The 16,303-nt window shown below is 48.0% G+C and carries 12 protein-coding genes; 11 read left to right on the forward strand and 1 reads right to left on the reverse strand.

Annotated features, from left to right (window positions below; all coding sequences use genetic code 11):
• Positions 1–59: 59 nt before the first annotated feature.
• Complete coding sequence (locus tag BV405_RS02615; RefSeq protein ID WP_086479285.1) at positions 60–479, forward strand: secondary thiamine-phosphate synthase enzyme YjbQ; 420 nt, start codon at positions 60–62, stop codon at positions 477–479.
• Between the two features lie 90 nt (positions 480–569).
• Here the strand turns inward: BV405_RS02615 and BV405_RS02620 are convergent, their stop codons facing one another.
• A complete protein-coding gene (locus BV405_RS02620; RefSeq protein ID WP_086479286.1) occupies positions 570–908 on the reverse strand; it encodes a HopJ type III effector protein in 339 nt (112 codons plus the stop codon).
• 233 nt (positions 909–1,141) lie between these two features.
• On the opposite strand from BV405_RS02620, the gene BV405_RS02625 reads away from it, so the two are divergent.
• The 10 genes from BV405_RS02625 (at position 1,142) to BV405_RS02670 (ending at position 16,301) form a co-directional block, all read left to right on the forward strand.
• A complete protein-coding gene (locus BV405_RS02625) occupies positions 1,142–2,935 on the forward strand; it encodes a sensor domain-containing diguanylate cyclase (protein WP_086479287.1) in 1,794 nt (597 codons plus the stop codon).
• Positions 2,936–3,238: 303 nt separating this feature from the next.
• Positions 3,239–5,290 carry an EAL domain-containing protein gene (locus tag BV405_RS02630; protein WP_086479288.1) on the forward strand — a complete coding sequence of 684 codons (2,052 nt, stop codon included), beginning with the start codon at positions 3,239–3,241 and terminating at the stop codon, positions 5,288–5,290.
• 29 nt (positions 5,291–5,319) lie between these two features.
• The gene (locus BV405_RS02635) at positions 5,320–6,894 is read left to right on the forward strand and encodes a methyl-accepting chemotaxis protein (RefSeq protein ID WP_086479289.1); all 1,575 of its coding nucleotides are present in this window, start codon (positions 5,320–5,322) and stop codon (positions 6,892–6,894) included.
• Positions 6,895–7,124: 230 nt separating this feature from the next.
• Positions 7,125–7,502 (forward strand): c-type cytochrome, encoded by a 378-nt coding sequence (locus BV405_RS02640; RefSeq protein WP_086479290.1) that lies wholly within the window; start codon positions 7,125–7,127, stop codon positions 7,500–7,502.
• A gap of 135 nt (positions 7,503–7,637) precedes the next feature.
• Positions 7,638–8,111, forward strand: a complete 474-nt coding sequence (locus BV405_RS02645; protein ID WP_086479291.1) for a DUF2947 domain-containing protein — start codon at positions 7,638–7,640, stop codon at positions 8,109–8,111.
• A 98-nt stretch (positions 8,112–8,209) separates the two neighbouring features.
• Entirely contained in the window at positions 8,210–9,478 is a 1,269-nt protein-coding gene (gene sbcD, locus BV405_RS02650; protein WP_086479292.1) for an exonuclease subunit SbcD, read from the forward strand.
• Positions 9,475–13,335, forward strand: a complete 3,861-nt coding sequence (locus BV405_RS02655; RefSeq protein ID WP_086479293.1) for an AAA family ATPase — start codon at positions 9,475–9,477, stop codon at positions 13,333–13,335. The genes sbcD and BV405_RS02655 overlap by 4 nt, the downstream gene beginning before the upstream one ends.
• 48 nt (positions 13,336–13,383) lie before the next feature.
• Entirely contained in the window at positions 13,384–13,770 is a 387-nt protein-coding gene (locus BV405_RS02660; protein ID WP_176330020.1) for a DUF6627 family protein, read from the forward strand.
• 162 nt (positions 13,771–13,932) lie between these two features.
• A complete protein-coding gene (locus BV405_RS02665; protein WP_217895550.1) occupies positions 13,933–14,943 on the forward strand; it encodes a PA2778 family cysteine peptidase in 1,011 nt (336 codons plus the stop codon).
• A 254-nt stretch (positions 14,944–15,197) separates the two neighbouring features.
• Complete coding sequence (locus tag BV405_RS02670) at positions 15,198–16,301, forward strand: efflux RND transporter periplasmic adaptor subunit (RefSeq protein ID WP_086479295.1); 1,104 nt, start codon at positions 15,198–15,200, stop codon at positions 16,299–16,301.
• Positions 16,302–16,303: the final 2 nt, after the last annotated feature.

Genomic DNA, 16,303 nt, shown 5'->3' on the forward strand with positions numbered 1-16,303 from the left:
ATTAAGCGATATGATTCCCTGATCAATCCTTCTATAAAAAAAGAGCTCAGGAAACGACTATGTGGCTGCAAAAAGAGATACGACTAAAACCCCGTCAGCGAGGATTTCATCTGGTAACCACAGAGATCCTGAAACAACTGCCGGAACTGAGTGATTTTAAGGTTGGACTCGCACATTTCTTTATTCAGCACACGTCAGCAAGCCTTACATTGAATGAGAATGCGGATCCAACGGTACGAGCCGATTTTGAGCAGTTTTTTAATCGCTATGTGCCGGAAAACGAGCCTTACTTTCAGCACACTTTAGAGGGTTCCGATGATATGCCCGCTCATCTTAAAGCCAGCCTGCTGGGAAATAGTCTGACACTCCCGATTACCAATGGGCAGCTCAATATCGGAATCTGGCAGGGGATCTATCTGGGTGAGCACCGCAATCATGGTGGTTCACGACAAATCGTGGTGACCCTGAACGGTGAGTAGGCAAAGGTATTAGTGGAATATCAGAGGTATGACTCGAAAAAGCCGGTCAGAATGACCGGCTTTTATGGATACTGATTCAGTGCCCTTAGCTTACTTCTTTACCAAAGCAACCGAATCGAATTTGATGCCATCCCAACCGTGCTGCATAAAATTGCGGATATTACCGTGGTCATTACCTTCGGGAGTGTTCAGGACATCCTGATAGAAGCGGCCAAAGCAACGCAAAGTCGCTTCCTGATCCAGATTCTGATCTTTTGCAAAAGCAAAAATCTTGCAGCTACCTTCATTTTGACCCGCTTCATTTTGCACTTCACCATTAGTGAAAGCTGCTGGAGTGTAATCATACAGTTCTGCGATCACACTTTGGGTATCTTCGAATTCAGGGCCTTGCTCACTGGTCAGCTTTTGCAAAAAATCATTTAAAGTCATTGGGTTGCCTTATCTGTTTAGGGTGGAACAACAAGAAATAAAGCCTGAGATTCTACAAAATGGCGACTTTTGCAGCTAGAAAAAATACGATTTATGTCTACGCTAATTTAATTAGTGGTAAAAGAATTACTTTTTTGAGATACCGCAATGTTTCCAACGTGAGTTTAAAGACAATAGACGACCCACTACTTTAGCTGTATCCGAAAATTTAGTGCTTTCAATTAGCCGAATGGATGGCCGCCAGTATTATCATGGATCGTGTTAATTCAGGAACACCTGCAAAACATCTCACCCTCTTTTTTACTATTGAATTCGTTCTTCTGATCGGCTTTATCGGTTCGCTGTTTCTCTTTAAAAGTGCATCCAGTACAGACAGCTCGGCTTCTGTACGCCAGGCACTTTATGCCAGCCATGAGTTAGCTTATGAAGCTAATTACCTCTCGTTAATGCTGACGGATCTGCATTCTGATGAGCTCGGCGACACCCTGAGCATACGTTCCTCTTTTGAAAAGCAAGCCAAACGCCTGATGCAGGCACTGCTGGATAATGAAGGCTGGCTGACGCCACAAAATCAGGCGACCCATCTGATACGAACTGAGCGACAGCAGGTTGAAAACACACTCGTTAAGTCACTCAATGCCGGCCGGAAACTACTGGCTATCCGCCAGTCTCTCGAACAGCTAAAGTCTGATGGTCAGCAGAAGGAATTGATCGGGCTAATGCGCACCCGCTTTAACGAACATCGTGACATACACTCCAAGCTGGCACTACAGAATCAAAGAGCCTTCAGAAACTTTATTCGCCAGCTTGAAATGTTGCATAAAGCGCAACTGGCTAAGGATGAACAAAAGAATCGTAACTTCATCAATTTTGCTATTTTGGCATCTGTCTTTTTCACCCTTTGCCAGTTAAGTCTCTGCCTGATTTATCGCCGGCATTTTAAACACTTGGATCGGTTTCTTACCCGGATTGAAAGTAGGGTGCAAACCGGTTTTAAAGGCGAACAGGGTTCAACATTTGAGCAGCGGTTGGATGCTTTAGCGAATAATGTGCAGCAGGCACTGGATCTACAGGTCACTGAACTGCAAAAACAGCGCTGGAAGAATGAGGCGCTTGAGGCAGCGGGTGAGGCGATATTGATTGCCGATCAGAGTGGGCATATTCAGTACACTAATGCTGCATTTACCCGTATTACCGGCTATGAATCATCCATCGTACTCGGGCAAAACTGCAATATTCTGTCCAGTGGCCTGACCAGTCCGGAAACTTATAATGATCTCTGGACAGGGTTAAACCAGAATGGCTACTGGCATGGGGAGCTGATTAATCAAAGAAAAACCGGTGAGATATTCACCCAAATGACGACCATGTCAGCCCTTTATGATGAGGATGAGCATACTGGAGCGCGTAGTCATCAGGGCTATATCGCAGTAATGCGGGATATCAGTTTACGTAAACAGTTAGAACGCGATCTGTACACTCTGGCACGACAGGATGGTTTAACAGGTCTCTTAAATCGCAAAACAGTACTTGATGAGGCCGAAAAATTGCTGCAACGCTCGGTGCGCTATGGTGACCCGTTATCGGTTGTCGTTCTGGATATCGATCATTTTAAAGCGATCAACGACCGCTGGGGGCATCCGACGGGAGACAAGGCAATTGTTCAGGTTGCGGATCGTTGCCGGGAAGTATTGCCATCTGATGGGTTAATCGGGCGTATTGGTGGTGAAGAGTTTCTAATGGTGCTTCCTGGGGTTAATTCCGGTAAAGCATTCAAGTTAGCTGAAGAGCTGCGTCTGTTAATTGCCTCAACAGAACTCTTAAGTGATCAACAGGAGATGATACGTCTGACCTGTAGTTTTGGTATCAGTCTGTTCAGCCGAGGCTATGTAAATGGGGCTGGTACATCAGATCTGTTATCAAAAGTGATCGCCCAAGCTGATAATGCACTTTACAGTGCCAAGCGAGAGGGAAGAAATTGCGTGCGTTTATATAGTGAGGAGGAAGCTGAAAAAGAGGTGTTTTGATGACAAATCGATGCTGCTTTTGTAAAGAATTGTAATTTTGTATTAAATGATATTTCGGTTATGCATATTTATTTTATTCATATTCTTTCCTAATACCCTGATTTTTATTGGTGTTTTGCCTCATATCAAATCACAAGCTCATTTTTTTTGATGCCCATCATTTTTCAAAGGTCATTCCTTAGTCCTTAAGACATCTTTTCATCTATTTGAACTGGTGATAGATTGCGCGCGCCTCAGCCTATAAGGCTGTTTTTTGTTTGTTGCCAATATATCCGATGGAGTATCAAATTGGACCGTTATGGAATGTCTGCTGACGTCTTGCACTCACTGGAAGGTGTTTCGCAAGGGATGGAACTGATTGATATGGCGTTTGCTCATATCGCTCTGGATCAGCAGTTAACGGTAATTACATGTAATGCCCATCTGAAACAGATGGCAGACCAATATCATCTTTCCTCCAAAGAGATTTTTTCCTGGCTTAAAGGCAGTCATTACCAGAGTCATGAAGAGATTCTCCACCAACTGGCAAGTGATTCAGCAATCACAGCTGAAAGTCGTGGACATGCGCCTGATGGTAAATCATTCCATTTCCAATGGTCTCTGAAGCTGCTTTCAGACTCAACAGCACTGTGTTTTATCCGGGATATTCGCTGGCGTCAGAAATACCAGGATCAATGGACTCTTTTTGAGCGCATTTTTAATTCCGGCCGCGCTTCTGTTGTTGTAACCGATGCCAGCAACCGTATCGTGCTGGCTAATAAGCGTTTTGAAGAGATTTCAGGCTATTCATCTGCCGAAGTAATGGGCTTTGATCCGGGTTTCTTCAGTTCTGGCCGTCAGGACAAGGCTTTCTATCGCGATCTCTGGAACAGTCTGATCAATGATGGTTACTGGTCGGGGCTTATCTGGAACCGCCGTAAAGACGGCCGTGAATATCCGGAACAAAAAACTATTTATACGGTGCAGAATGAAACAGGGCAGGTGACTCACTATTTCTCATCGGGAGAAGTCGTCCTGCACAATGATGCGCCAACCCTTCTGAGCTCCCTAACGCCAGGGCAGAGCAACAGTATCATGGGCCAGCAGGGCCTAATTGAGCAGCTGAACCGTAAACAGCGGGATCAACAACTGCCGATCTCTATTTTCTATATTGGTATCGACAATATGGGTCGCCTGAATCGTCACGGCGGTATGGCCCTTGGTGATCATATTATTCGCGTAACCTTACAGCGCCTGACCGATACCTTTTTGCCTGAAGGTCTTGTTGCCCGATCTGTAGGCGATGAGTTTATTATCGCAGCTCCGCACATCACCTCTCCGTCACAGGCGGAGTCGATTGCCCAGAGCTTACTTAGCACTCTACAGAGCAGTATCGAATACCAGTCTATCGAGTGGCGCTCAACGGTGAGCATTGGTGTGACCTTGCTCGAGTCCAGTCATCGCCCCCGTGAAGCAATCGAACAGGCACATATCGCCATGCACCACGCTAAAGAGCAGGGCGGAAACAGCAGTCACTTTTTTGATTCAAAACTGCAGCAAATCGCCAAAGAAGGCGTATTGCTTGAGCAGGCTCTGCATCTGGCCATGGATCGGGGTGAGTTTTCCCTCAATTATCAGCCTATTGTCGATACCGAAACCGGTGCACTTGTTGGAGCGGAAGCGCTGTTGCGCTGGCATTCGGAGCAGTTTGGTTTTGTTGCACCGGATCGGTTTATTCCTATTGCCGAACACACTGGGCTAATCCATGAATTGGGTCGCTGGGTAGTGACCGAGGTTTGCCAGCAGATCAACCGCTGGGGGGATGCTTTTAAAGGCAGTATCGCTGTTAACTTGTCTGCCCATCAGCTTCAGTACGCCGGTTTAGCTGAACAATTAATGGCTATTCTGGATCACCATCAGGTTCCGGTTGAGCGCGTAGCCCTTGAGATTACAGAAACCGCCATGATTCAGGATGCAAACTCCGCAGTCTCTGTGGTGGCGGATCTGAAAGAAGCGGGCTTTATGCTTTCAATCGATGATTTTGGCACCGGATATTCCAGCCTGAGTTATTTGACCCGTTTTCGGCTGGATAAGCTGAAAGTTGATCGTTGCTTTGTGCAAAAAATGACAGAGCAACCCCAGGAACGCCTGGTAACCAAAGCCATTATTCAACTGGCTAAAAGTTTAGGGATGAGCATAGTCGCAGAAGGCGTCGAAACAGACGCACAACGTGCTGCACTTTCCGCATTGGAATGCGATTACCTGCAGGGGTATCTGATCAGTAAACCCCTGCCAGCTTATGAATTTAGTTTTTTCATTAAAAGTCTTGCAGTAGCCGACGGCAAAGAGCGCCCCAATCTTTGTGCTGAAGCCTGATTATCAAACCTTTGAGGATTGAAAAACGAATGTCGCATCCTTCTGTAACACAGCGGGCAATACCGGTTGATCCCAACCGTTGCATCATTTCTACGACCGACAAGAATGGCAATATTAAAGCCTGTAACGATTATTTCATTACCTTGTCCGGCTACTCTGAAGCTGAACTTATCGGGGCACCCCACAACATTATCCGCCACCCGGATATGCCAAAAGAGGCCTTCTCAGATCTCTGGAAGCGTGTATCTAAGGGGGGGAACTGGATCGGCCTGGTGAAAAACCGAACTGCATCAGGTGACCACTATTGGGTTGATGCTTTTGTAACACCGATCTTTGATGGTGCTGAGATCACAGGCTATCAGTCTGTTCGTCACTGTCCGGATCAGCCAGATATTGAACGTGCAGAAGCGCTATACAGTTCAGTAAAAAATAGCCAAAAACCAATATCTCATTGGTTTAAAAGTAAAAGCCGGACTCTGATTACCCTGTTTCAGGGATTGATCTCGGTTCTGCCACTGTTGGCTTTCGCGCTATGGATGACAGATGTTTCGTTAAACAACAGCGCTTTAATTATGGCGATTGCGGCAATGGGTATAACGATTGCGGCGATTCAGCAGTCTGCACAGTACCGCCGTTTGGCGGATAAAAGCCGTAAGATTTACTCTGACCCGTTAGCTCAGCAGGTCTACAGTAACTGTCACGATGAAGTGGGCGAGGTTGATATCGCCCTGCATTATCTGGATCGAACCATGAAAACCGTGGTGAATCGACTGGATAACGCCTCCGGCCATTTCCATCATCATATTGAAGCGGTTTCAGACCAGGTAACAGAGGTCAGTCAGCAAGCTGAGCAGCAGTTAGACGAGTTGTCTCAGGCTGCAACTGTAATGGAACAAGTGACCGTTGCCACAGAAGAAGTTGCCCGTAACTGCGACGCGGCAGCTGAAGTATCCCGCAAAACCGATGAGATCAGTCATGCAGGACAAGAGATCGTAGAGCGCAGCGAGCGGGCTATCCAGACTTTGTGTGACTCGGTTCGTAGCTCTACCAGTCAGCTGGAAGCCCTGCAGGAACAAAGTGAAAATATCGATCAGATTCTTGATGTTATCAGCGGTATAGCCGAACAGACCAACCTGTTAGCACTGAATGCTGCAATTGAGGCAGCAAGAGCTGGTGAAGCAGGGCGCGGCTTTGCAGTCGTTGCCGATGAAGTTCGTAACCTTGCTCATCGTTCTCAGCAATCGACTCTGGATATCCAGACAATACTGTCACAATTCCGCGACCAGACACGGGAAGTGGTTGGCCGAATGCAAAGCTCAGAATCCCTGGCGATTTCAACCGTAGAAGAGATTAAACAGGCGGAAGAGGTGCTGGCGGAGCTACAGACCATCATTGGTCAGCTAGGTCAGATGAATATTCAGATCGCCTCTGCGGCTGAGGAACAGTCAGCTGCGGCAAACGAGATGAAAGAGCGAATCTCGGCGATCCATCACTCCGCACAGACAACTGCCGCCGCTGGTCGGGCAACTCGTCAGTCAAGTCTGCATTTGGTGGCTGAGGCTAATGATCTGTCCAGCCTTATTCAGCGCTTTGGACAGAGTTGATCAATGACATTTGTCGTCTGATTCAGACAGAACGCTTATCGCGGAAGGGAGCCAACAGGCTCCCTTTTTCGTCTCTTTTGCTTTTCTGATTTAGTCAGTGCTGTAAAAGATAAATAGCTTTGTATCGGGACAAAAGAGGTCAGATGCATTATGTTTCAGATAGGGCTTAACGAAAGATAAAAAGAACAAATACTCGAAAGAACAGTACGTTAAAAACGGAGGGAATCGACATGTCAGCATTTGGCCAAAGAGGTGATCAAGCCTCAAGCCCAACGCAAAAGCGCTATCTGATCGCTGTTTTATTCGCCGTATCAGCTTTGTTTCTAGGTGGCTGTTTTTATAATGACGATACACCGCCGATCAGTGCGACCGGTAAGCAGATGTACACCGATTATTGTGCCGGATGTCATAAGGCCAATGGTTTAGGCAAGTTTGTGATGGGAATTCCGGCGACCTTCTCCCATCAGCTTTCCCGGGAGGAAGTGATTAAACTGATTCGTAAGGGTGATCCAAGGTACCCACGTATGCCGACCTTCCCACAGATTCGCTTCAGCCAAGCTGATAAAATTGCTCAGTATCTTTCACAGTTGGAGCAAGAGCAGCCTTAAAAACGTATTACCGGCTTGGGTTTACGTTTCACTGCCTGATGCTGATACAATATTATGCAGCCCCGACTTCCTATACTGGGTGTTTACGAAGTCTGTTCGGAACCACCTATCAATAATAAAGGTTATTTACTTTCAATGAGTTATATCGACTTAGCTGACTACTCAAAACGCTGGATTTTTAAACACAAAGACCTGCCTGTTTCAGAGCAGGATCTGGCGGCTATTAAGCCGATGACACCAGAGCGCTCGCTGCAACTCTGGCAGTCACAAATCAGCGCCCACAGCAGCGATCATAGCTTTTTTCAGAAAGATGACTGGGCAGGTAACAGCAAGAGCTGGCTTGAAACCGAGAACTGGCAGAATGCCTGGGACAGTAACAGCAATGACCTGCCGGAATTGATGCAGCAACACTTCGATTGGGAAGCAAACACCACCGTTTATGTTTGCTATGACAGTGAAAACGTTATTGAAACCAGCTGGGTAGTATTCTGCCGCGCCTGGAAGAATTTTCTCTTCCTTGATGATGGTACCCTTCTCATCGGCAAAAAACGCAAACAGGTTGCCCAGTTCTTCGATAACGGTGAAATGCGAATCGGTTTGCGCCCCTAGCTCGACGTAACATACACCTTATTCCGTTCATACCGATCAGGCTATCCGGCCTGATCTTTTATTTCTGCTTCCGGTTTCCGAAATTTCAGGGATGTTCTATGAAGATTCTGCACACATCAGACTGGCATCTGGGCCAGCTTTTCTATGGTAAAAGCAGGGAACAGGAGCAGGCATCTTTTCTGCGCTGGCTGGTGGAACAAGTCAGATTGCATCAGATCGATGCCGTGCTAGTGGTAGGCGACATCTTTGATACCGGCACACCACCCAGTTATGCGCGGGCGCTTTATAACCAGTTTATTGTCCGGTTGCATCAGGAATGTCCTACTTGCCAGCTCGTTCTGTTAGCCGGTAATCATGATTCCGTTGCTGTTCTGAATGAGTCAAAAGGCTTGCTGAATGCTCTGAACACACAGGTTATAGCTGGTGCCGACCCTGAATCCCTTGATGACGGTACGGATGACCTTGCCAGTGAACATCTCCGAGATGTACTGATTGCTCTGACTGATGCCAAACAAAAACCAGCAGCTGTACTTTGTGCGATCCCATTTTTGCGTCCCAGTGATCTGATGCGAAGTCGTTCAGATCAATCGGCCGAACAGCGCCAACAGCAGCTAACCCAGCAGATTCAGGGCTATTATCGGCAACTGTTCGACCTTGCTAACAAACACTATCCGGAGCTGCCGGTCGTGATGACAGGCCACCTGACGACTGTTGGTGCCTCCACCTCAGAATCGGTAAAAGATATTTATATTGGCACCCTGGATGCGTTTCCCGCCAATGCTTTTCCTCCTGCGGACTATATCGCCCTGGGGCATATTCATCGGCCGCAAAAAGTCGCTAAAACCGAGCATATCCGCTATTGCGGTTCACCAATGGCGCTTAGCTTTGATGAGCTTGGAAGAGAGAAAGAGGTACTGATCGTTGAACTGCAGCCGGAACTTGGTTTTGTTAAGGCTGAAAGCCTGACGGTTCCGGTCTTTCAACCGCTGATACGGTTAAGTGGCAGCCTGTCCGATATCGAAACCCAACTATCAGATCTGAGTGATGAAACCGCTAAGCTAGCCAGTGGCCAGACCCTCTGGGTGGAAATCAATGTGCAGACGGAAGATTATCTGGCGGATCTGCAGCCAAGAATCGAAGCCTTGATCGGCGAACAACCGGTTGAAGTCCTTCGGATTCGCAGAGAGAACAGAGCACGATCGACCCTTGCTGACCATAAACCCTCCGTTCAGCTGGATGAGCTGACACCAGAGGAAGTATTCCTGAAGCGCCTAAGCCAGGAAGAGCTGGATGAAGATCGCCGCAGCGCCCTGATCGACTGTTTTCAACAGATTCAGTCTGGTATGCAGGAGGAGAGTGCACAATGAAAATTCTCTCCGTTCGCCTTAAAAACCTTAATGCCCTGAAAGGAGAGTGGAAGATCGATTTCACTCAACAACCTTTCGACGGCAGTAGTCTGTTCGCCATCGTAGGTGCCACGGGAGCCGGTAAAACAACGCTGCTGGATGCGATCTGTCTGGCGCTTTATCACGAAACACCCCGCCTTCAGGTCTCCGGTTCCGACAATCAGCTGATGACCCATCACACCCAGGACTGTCTTGCTGAAGTGGAGTTTGCCGTTAATGGTGCTGTTTATCGCGCCTTTTGGGCTCAACGTAAAGCCGCAAAGACACTGCGATTACAGGCTCCAACGGTTGAGCTGGCTGATAGCGAAGGCAAAATTCTGGCCAGTAAGATCACGGACAAAAACCGTCTGATCGAAGAGATAACAGGTCTCGATTTCAATCGTTTCACTAAATCGATGCTGCTGTCTCAGGGGCAGTTTGCCGCCTTCCTGAATGCCAGTGACAGTGAAAGAGCGGGGCTGCTCGAAAAGCTGACCGGTACTGAGATCTACGGCCAAATTTCTGAACGTATCTACCTGCGCCATAAAGAAGAGCAGGATGCCGTTACTCAGCTCAAATACCGTCTTGAAGGGGTAGAGTTACTGACACCGGATCAGATTGCAGAATACGAAGCTGCTCTGAAGCAAAAAGAAGCAGAACTTAAGTCTGTAACGCCGCTTCAGAAACGCTTACAGACTGAGCTGGATGCCTTTAAGCAGCTGGATGTGCTCTGGCAAAAGAATGAGCAGGCCGAATTCACTCTGAAAGCTGCTCAGGCTGCCTTTAAGGAGCATAAAGACGTTCTAAGTGCGCTTGAGAAAGCTGGCCCTGCCCAGAAAATTCAGCCTCATTTCCAGAAAATGAAAGAGCTGGAGCAGAATAAAGCGACTGCTGAAGAGCAGAAAACGCAACTGGAGCAGGCCCATCAGCTTCAGGAGGGAGAGCGCCAGAAAGCCGAGCATCGCTTTAATACTGCCGAGACTGCATTAAAAGCCGATAAAGCACACAAAGCAGAAGCTGAAAAGCGGCTAAATGAAGAGCTGGCCCCGCTGGATGAAGAAATTCGTCGACTGGAATCTCAGGTTAAAGAGCAACAACGACTCTTGGAGCCAGAGGATAAACAGCGCCTTGCTTTGGAATCTCAGAAACAGCAACTGGCAGCAGATTTAAACCAGCAACAGGGCTATCTGCAGCAAAACCGCCAATGGCTTGAAAATAACGCTTATTGCGCGCCTCTGGCCGAGCAACTGCCCGCACTGGCTGAACAATTTAAACGCCGTTTCGAACTCTATCAGGAACATCAGCAGCATACAGAACTGCATAAGTCTGTTGCACAGCAACTACAACAGATTCAGCAGCAGCTGGAGCCACTTGAGCAACAGACAAAAGGCTTTGAAGCTGACCGAAATGCACTTCGCCAGCAGCTGGAACCGCTTGAACAGCAACTCTCGAAGCATCCCCTTCATAATGATGATCAGACCCGTTCGATTCTGAATGAGCTTTATCAGCTATCAGAACCTGCTCAGCAATTGGTTTATCTTCAGCAGGAATCCCTTAAGCTAAGAGAGCAGTTGCAACAGCAGCAAAAAGATTCAGGCCAATACAGTCAGCAAGCAGCGTCGCTTGAGAAAGAAAGGGCAGCACTGCGGGAAGAGTATAAGAAACTCAGTTCTCACCTTCAGGACCTGGAGCGTCTGCTGGAACGGGAACGTCAGATCAGCGCATTGCAGGATGCCAGAAACCGACTGCAACCCGATGAAGCCTGTCCTTTGTGTGGTTCCCATGAACATCCCGGGATTCATGAGTATCAGGGGATTGTGCTAAGTGAAACTGAATCCCGCGTTCAACAGATGCGTACCCAGCTTGAGCAGACCCGTAAGCAAGGAGAGCAGTTTACAAACCAGATTGATCAGCTAAAGGTGCGTATCGAGTCTCTGACTCAGGAGCAGCAACAGAAGCAGCAAAGCCTGCAACAAGCTGAAACCGGATGGCAACAGACTTCTGTTCAGCTTGGCGGCATTATTAGCCGCTTAAAGGAACTGCTTAATAATCAAAGCGTTGGTGATCTGAGTCCAACTTTGGAAGCTGTCATCCATTGTTATGATCAGATATCGGGACTGTCCAATATTCAGCCTGACTTTTCATTGGCAGCGAGCCAGACACTTAAAAATTCGACACAAATCCTTCAGTCCGCAAGCAACGAACGTGACGGATTAAAACAGCAGATCTGGAAGCTGCAACAGCAGATACAGCAGCGTGAGGCGGGTTATCAGGATTCATTAACCAAAATTCATGCGTTACAGAAGCAAGTTGAACGCTTCAGCAGCCAGCTGGATCAGGCTCAAACAGCCTCTGATAAGTTTGTGCAGCAGATCGGACTAATTGAACAAGGCTTGTCGCAGAGTCTGAATCAGCTTGGATTTGAGACGGCTTTACCTGAGTTGTTATCCGGTTCAGAGCAACAGGATCAGCTGATTATCCAGCTTCGCCAGCAGGTTACCGAATGGCAACAGGCCTCTGAGAATCAACGCCAGGGAGAGCAGAAGCTTCGGGAACTGCAGCTGCAACTGAATAATCTGCATGCGCAAATCGCTGAACAGGGTGATCGTTGTCAGCAGATCAGCTCCCAACTCGATGTTCTTAAAAAGAGTTGGCAAGAGCTGAAAGAGGAACGTCATCTGGCTTTTGGTAGTGCGACCCTTGAGGAAGAACGCATCCGCCTTCAGGCACAGCTGGAGCAGTCTGAGAAACACCTGGAGCAGATGCGGGTTCAGTTTGCTCAGCATAAAGAGAAGGCCGATGAGCTAAAGGCTCGACATAGTCAGCAGGTGTCTTACTGTAGAGATGCTGAAGAAAAACTCAGAGTTGCAGAGGAAAACTGGCAAGCAACACTGGAAGCGAGCCCATTCAAGACCCAGAAAGCCTTTGAGCAGGCACTGCCGGATGCCGTTGAATACGAAGCCTGGCAGGCGTTGAAAACGGAGCTTGATGACGCATTGCGTGAAGCGGAAGTAACGTTAAGAGTTAATCAGGACACTCTGACTCAGTTCGTCCGTTCCGTAGATCAAGATGACAGTGAATCGGATGAGACAACAGTATGGCGCGCGCTTTCTGATGAGCTATCAAACAAAAATGTGAATGCAGCCCTAAGAAAGATTCCTCAACTGGAGAAAACGCTCACCGAGCAGGAACAAGCAACGGAGATGCTCAAGACGGAATTAACCGAGCAGCGTCAAATCCTTAAGCAGGATCAGCAGCGCCGTGAAGGGCTGAAGTCTCTTGCAGAAGAGATCGATCAACAGCAGCAAAAGGCCGACCTTTGGGCACAGATGAATCACATGCTGGGTTCTGCCAACGGCGATAAATTCCGCCGTTTTGCTCAGGGGCTGACTCTGGAATATCTGATAGAGCTCGCTAATCGTCAGTTACTGCAGCTGCATGATCGCTATCAGCTGCGTCGTAAGGCGGATGCGGAACTGGAGATTGAAATTCTGGATACCTGGCAGGCCGATGCTGTCAGGGATACTCGGACACTCTCCGGCGGTGAAAGCTTTCTGGTGAGTCTGGCCCTAGCTCTGGCGCTTTCTGATCTGGTGAGTCATAAAGTGCGTATCGATTCACTCTTCCTTGATGAAGGCTTTGGTACACTGGACAGTGAAACACTCGAGATGGCGCTGAATGCCCTCGATAACCTGAATGCCAGCGGTAAGATGATCGGGGTCATCAGCCATATCAGCGCCATGAAAGAGCGCATTCCGGTTCAGATTAAAGTGAATAAGAAACCTGGATTGGGTATCAGCGTGCTGGATAACGAATTCCGTGTTGGGTCGGCAGGCTAACAGCTGATTTTGGTTTAGGTAAATTGTCTAAAAACGATTGGAGTAGTTATGAAGCTTATTCAAAAAGCTAAACGTGTATTAGCGGGTGTGATGGCTGTTCTGATGCTGTCTGTAACGGTTAATCAGGCTCAGGCCGCTATGATCAGTAATCAGGCCATTGTGCAGCAACTGGATCGTCAACAGGCTATTGCCCTGTTTGATCGTGCTGATGTTCAGGAGCAGTTAACGCAATTGGGTGTTGATTCGGAACTAGCAAAGTCCCGTGTTGCAGCCATGTCTGATGCAGAGATCGCTCAGCTGAACCAACATTTGGCAGATCAGCCAGCAGGTCAGGATATTCTTGGACTGGCTTTTATGGTCTTCGTTGTCTTTGTAATCACCGATATGTTGGGTGCAACTGATGTCTTCCCGTTTGTGAAAAACATTAATCGCTGAGATACAGAGTTCTCTGATCTCCAGAGCACAGGCTGATAAGCCTGTGCTCAGTCTCCTTCGTCCTTCATACTCTTTGAATTAGTAATCATCACGATGAATCCTCGCTCAGTAATACGACCTTTATTTTTATTCCGAGGTGAGCTTTACCGTCGATCTGCTGGCATGTTGATCCTGTGTCTCTTACTGACTATCGTTTTAGCGGGCTGTGGCTCTAATCCTGCAAAGCAGTCAGAAGAAGAGGGAAGCGCGTCAATTAACCTGCATTCAGCGTATGCGCTGCCAGCGACTCGGGCTGTAAATATCGAGGATGTGCCTTTCTTTCCACAGGAGAAATACCAGTGTGGGCCTGCGGCGTTAGCTACTGTTTTGACTCATCAGGGGTATGAGGTTGAACCAGTCGATCTGATTGATCGGGTTTATCTGCCGGAGCAGGAGGGGACTTTGCCTCTGGAAATGGTCAGTGCGGGCCGTAGCTATGGTCTGATGGCCTATAAAGTAGAGCAGGATCTTAATCATCTGCTGTTACAGGTTGAATCCGGTTATCCGGTTCTGGTTTTCCAGAACCTGGCTCTCGAGAGTCTGCCGCAATGGCATTTTGCTGTCATTGTGGGTTATGACCTCAATGCACAGGAGCTTATTCTACGGTCTGCAACTTATCGTGAGCACAGAGTCGATTTTGACACCTTCCTGAATACCTGGGACAGGACTGATCGCTGGGCCTATGTTTTCCTGAAACCCGGTCAGATCCCTGCTGAAGCTGATTCAACAGCCTATCTGGAAGCCAGTCTTGACCTGGCCGATGTCGGACTAAATGTTTCGGCACAAAAAGCTCTGGAGCAAGGGGTTAAGCAGTGGCCTGAATTTGATGAAATGAGGCTGGCGCTGTCGAATACCTATTTCCAGTCCGGATTGTTTGATCAGGCCTCCGATACGCTTCTGGCAAGCCCAGCGCTGGGAAGCTCCGGTCAGTTATGGAATAACATCGCCTACATTCAGCTCGCACGTCAATGTTACCGCACAGCCTTTGAGGCAGTACAATGTGCCATCACACTCTCACCGGATGATGAGAATATCCGTCATAGCCTGCAGGAAATTATTTCTAAAAGTCAGCGACCAAATGGTGAACAGGCCTGCCCTCAACTGAATTGCCCTAAACCCATTCAAGGCTTTTAATCTCACTGATACCCATTCCTGAAAGCCGGTATTACGCTGGCTTTTTTTCATTTTGGTCTTAATTGTTTAATCACTTGTTTTAATTTGATGAATAATTAGGATGTCTCATCTGACGCATTTGCTCTAATATGCTCGTCCCGATATTTGCCTTTCAGATACTTATTAAGACTATAGTTGTTAGAGTATCCGGCAAAACCCTGAATTAGTTGTAGATATAAGAACGAACCTGATCCCAGACCCGAGGAACAATAACGATGCCTGCTCCATCACGTTCATTTGTGATCGCCTGCGCTTTATCATCCACCCTGCTGCTGGCAGGTTGTCAGAAAGAAGAGGCCGTTGAAGCTTCTGCAGAAATCATTAGACCTGTGAAATTGGCTACTATCGGTCATCAGAGTGTCTCCATCCGATATTTTCCGGCAGAGTTTGTTGCCAGTCAGGAAACGGACCTGGCTTTTCGTGTTTCCGGAGAACTGGAAAAGCTGCCGGTAACGGAAGGGGAGAAGGTTCGCAAAGGTCAGTTGTTAGCAGCGCTGGACGATCAGGATTTCCTGCTGAATGTGAAACAGCGCCAAACAGCCTATGACCTGGCGATGCTTCAGCATCAGCGTATCAGCGCTATGGTGAAACAGAAGGCTGCCACTCAGGCGCAGCTGGATGAGGTTAAAACCTCTATGGAGCAAGCAGAGACAGCACTGCAGCAAGCGAAGAATCAGCTGACCTACAGTGCTATTAAAGCGCCCTATGACGGTGTCATCGCTAAGGTTTATGCCGATAACTACGAATTTGTCAGCGCAACAGCGCCTATTGTGAAGCTGGAGAATGCTGAGACCATCGATGTACGTTTTCAGGTTCCTGAAGATCTTATTGCCCGAATCCGCAAAGATAACACCAGCTACCTGCCTCAGGTTTCAGTGGAAAGTGTACCGGGTAAGTTCTTTGAAGCTCGCTACAAAGAGCACAGCACCAATCCTGACCCAAGCACTAAGGGTTATGACGTTATTCTGACCATGCCGCGTCCAAATCCGGATTCCGTCACTCTGCTACCGGGTATGACCGCCGAAGTTAAAGTTAATGTAAATGAGTTGTTGGGTGACCCTGCTTTCTGGCTGGTTCCGGTTGAGGCTGTCTTTATGGATGAAGCTAAGCCGGTAGACAGTGAAGATCGCTCCGTGTGGGTCTACAACAGCGAAGATCATCGCTTAACCAAGCGTGCGGTCACCATTGGTGAGCTTCAGGGCGATATGATTCAGGTGACTTCCGGTCTGCGTGAAGGTGAGCAGATTGTCGCTGCAGGTGTTCATGCCATCAAAGAAGGCATGGAAGTGCGTCCCTGGGTTAAAGAGCGGGGGCTGTAAGG

Origin of the sequence: Oceanospirillum sanctuarii (assembly GCF_002150805.1) — a bacterium.
Classification (GTDB): Bacteria; Pseudomonadota; Gammaproteobacteria; order Pseudomonadales; family Halomonadaceae; genus Oceanospirillum; species Oceanospirillum sanctuarii.

Bases quoted from the DNA above. Each gene is read 5' to 3' on its own strand.
- BV405_RS02635 (WP_086479289.1), top strand. From the start codon at position 5,320: ATGTCGCATCCTTCTGTAACACAGCGGGCAATACCGGTTGATCCCAAC.
- BV405_RS02615 (WP_086479285.1), top strand. From the start codon at position 60: ATGTGGCTGCAAAAAGAGATACGACTAAAACCCCGTCAGCGAGGATTT.
- BV405_RS02670 (WP_086479295.1), top strand. From the start codon at position 15,198: ATGCCTGCTCCATCACGTTCATTTGTGATCGCCTGCGCTTTATCATCC.
- BV405_RS02665 (WP_217895550.1), top strand. From the start codon at position 13,933: ATGTTGATCCTGTGTCTCTTACTGACTATCGTTTTAGCGGGCTGTGGC.
- BV405_RS02660 (WP_176330020.1), top strand. From the start codon at position 13,384: ATGAAGCTTATTCAAAAAGCTAAACGTGTATTAGCGGGTGTGATGGCT.
- BV405_RS02645 (WP_086479291.1), top strand. From the start codon at position 7,638: ATGAGTTATATCGACTTAGCTGACTACTCAAAACGCTGGATTTTTAAA.
- BV405_RS02640 (WP_086479290.1), top strand. From the start codon at position 7,125: ATGTCAGCATTTGGCCAAAGAGGTGATCAAGCCTCAAGCCCAACGCAA.
- sbcD (WP_086479292.1), top strand. From the start codon at position 8,210: ATGAAGATTCTGCACACATCAGACTGGCATCTGGGCCAGCTTTTCTAT.
- BV405_RS02655 (WP_086479293.1), top strand. From the start codon at position 9,475: ATGAAAATTCTCTCCGTTCGCCTTAAAAACCTTAATGCCCTGAAAGGA.
- BV405_RS02620 (WP_086479286.1), bottom strand. From the start codon at position 908: ATGACTTTAAATGATTTTTTGCAAAAGCTGACCAGTGAGCAAGGCCCT.
- BV405_RS02630 (WP_086479288.1), top strand. From the start codon at position 3,239: ATGTCTGCTGACGTCTTGCACTCACTGGAAGGTGTTTCGCAAGGGATG.
- BV405_RS02625 (WP_086479287.1), top strand. From the start codon at position 1,142: ATGGCCGCCAGTATTATCATGGATCGTGTTAATTCAGGAACACCTGCA.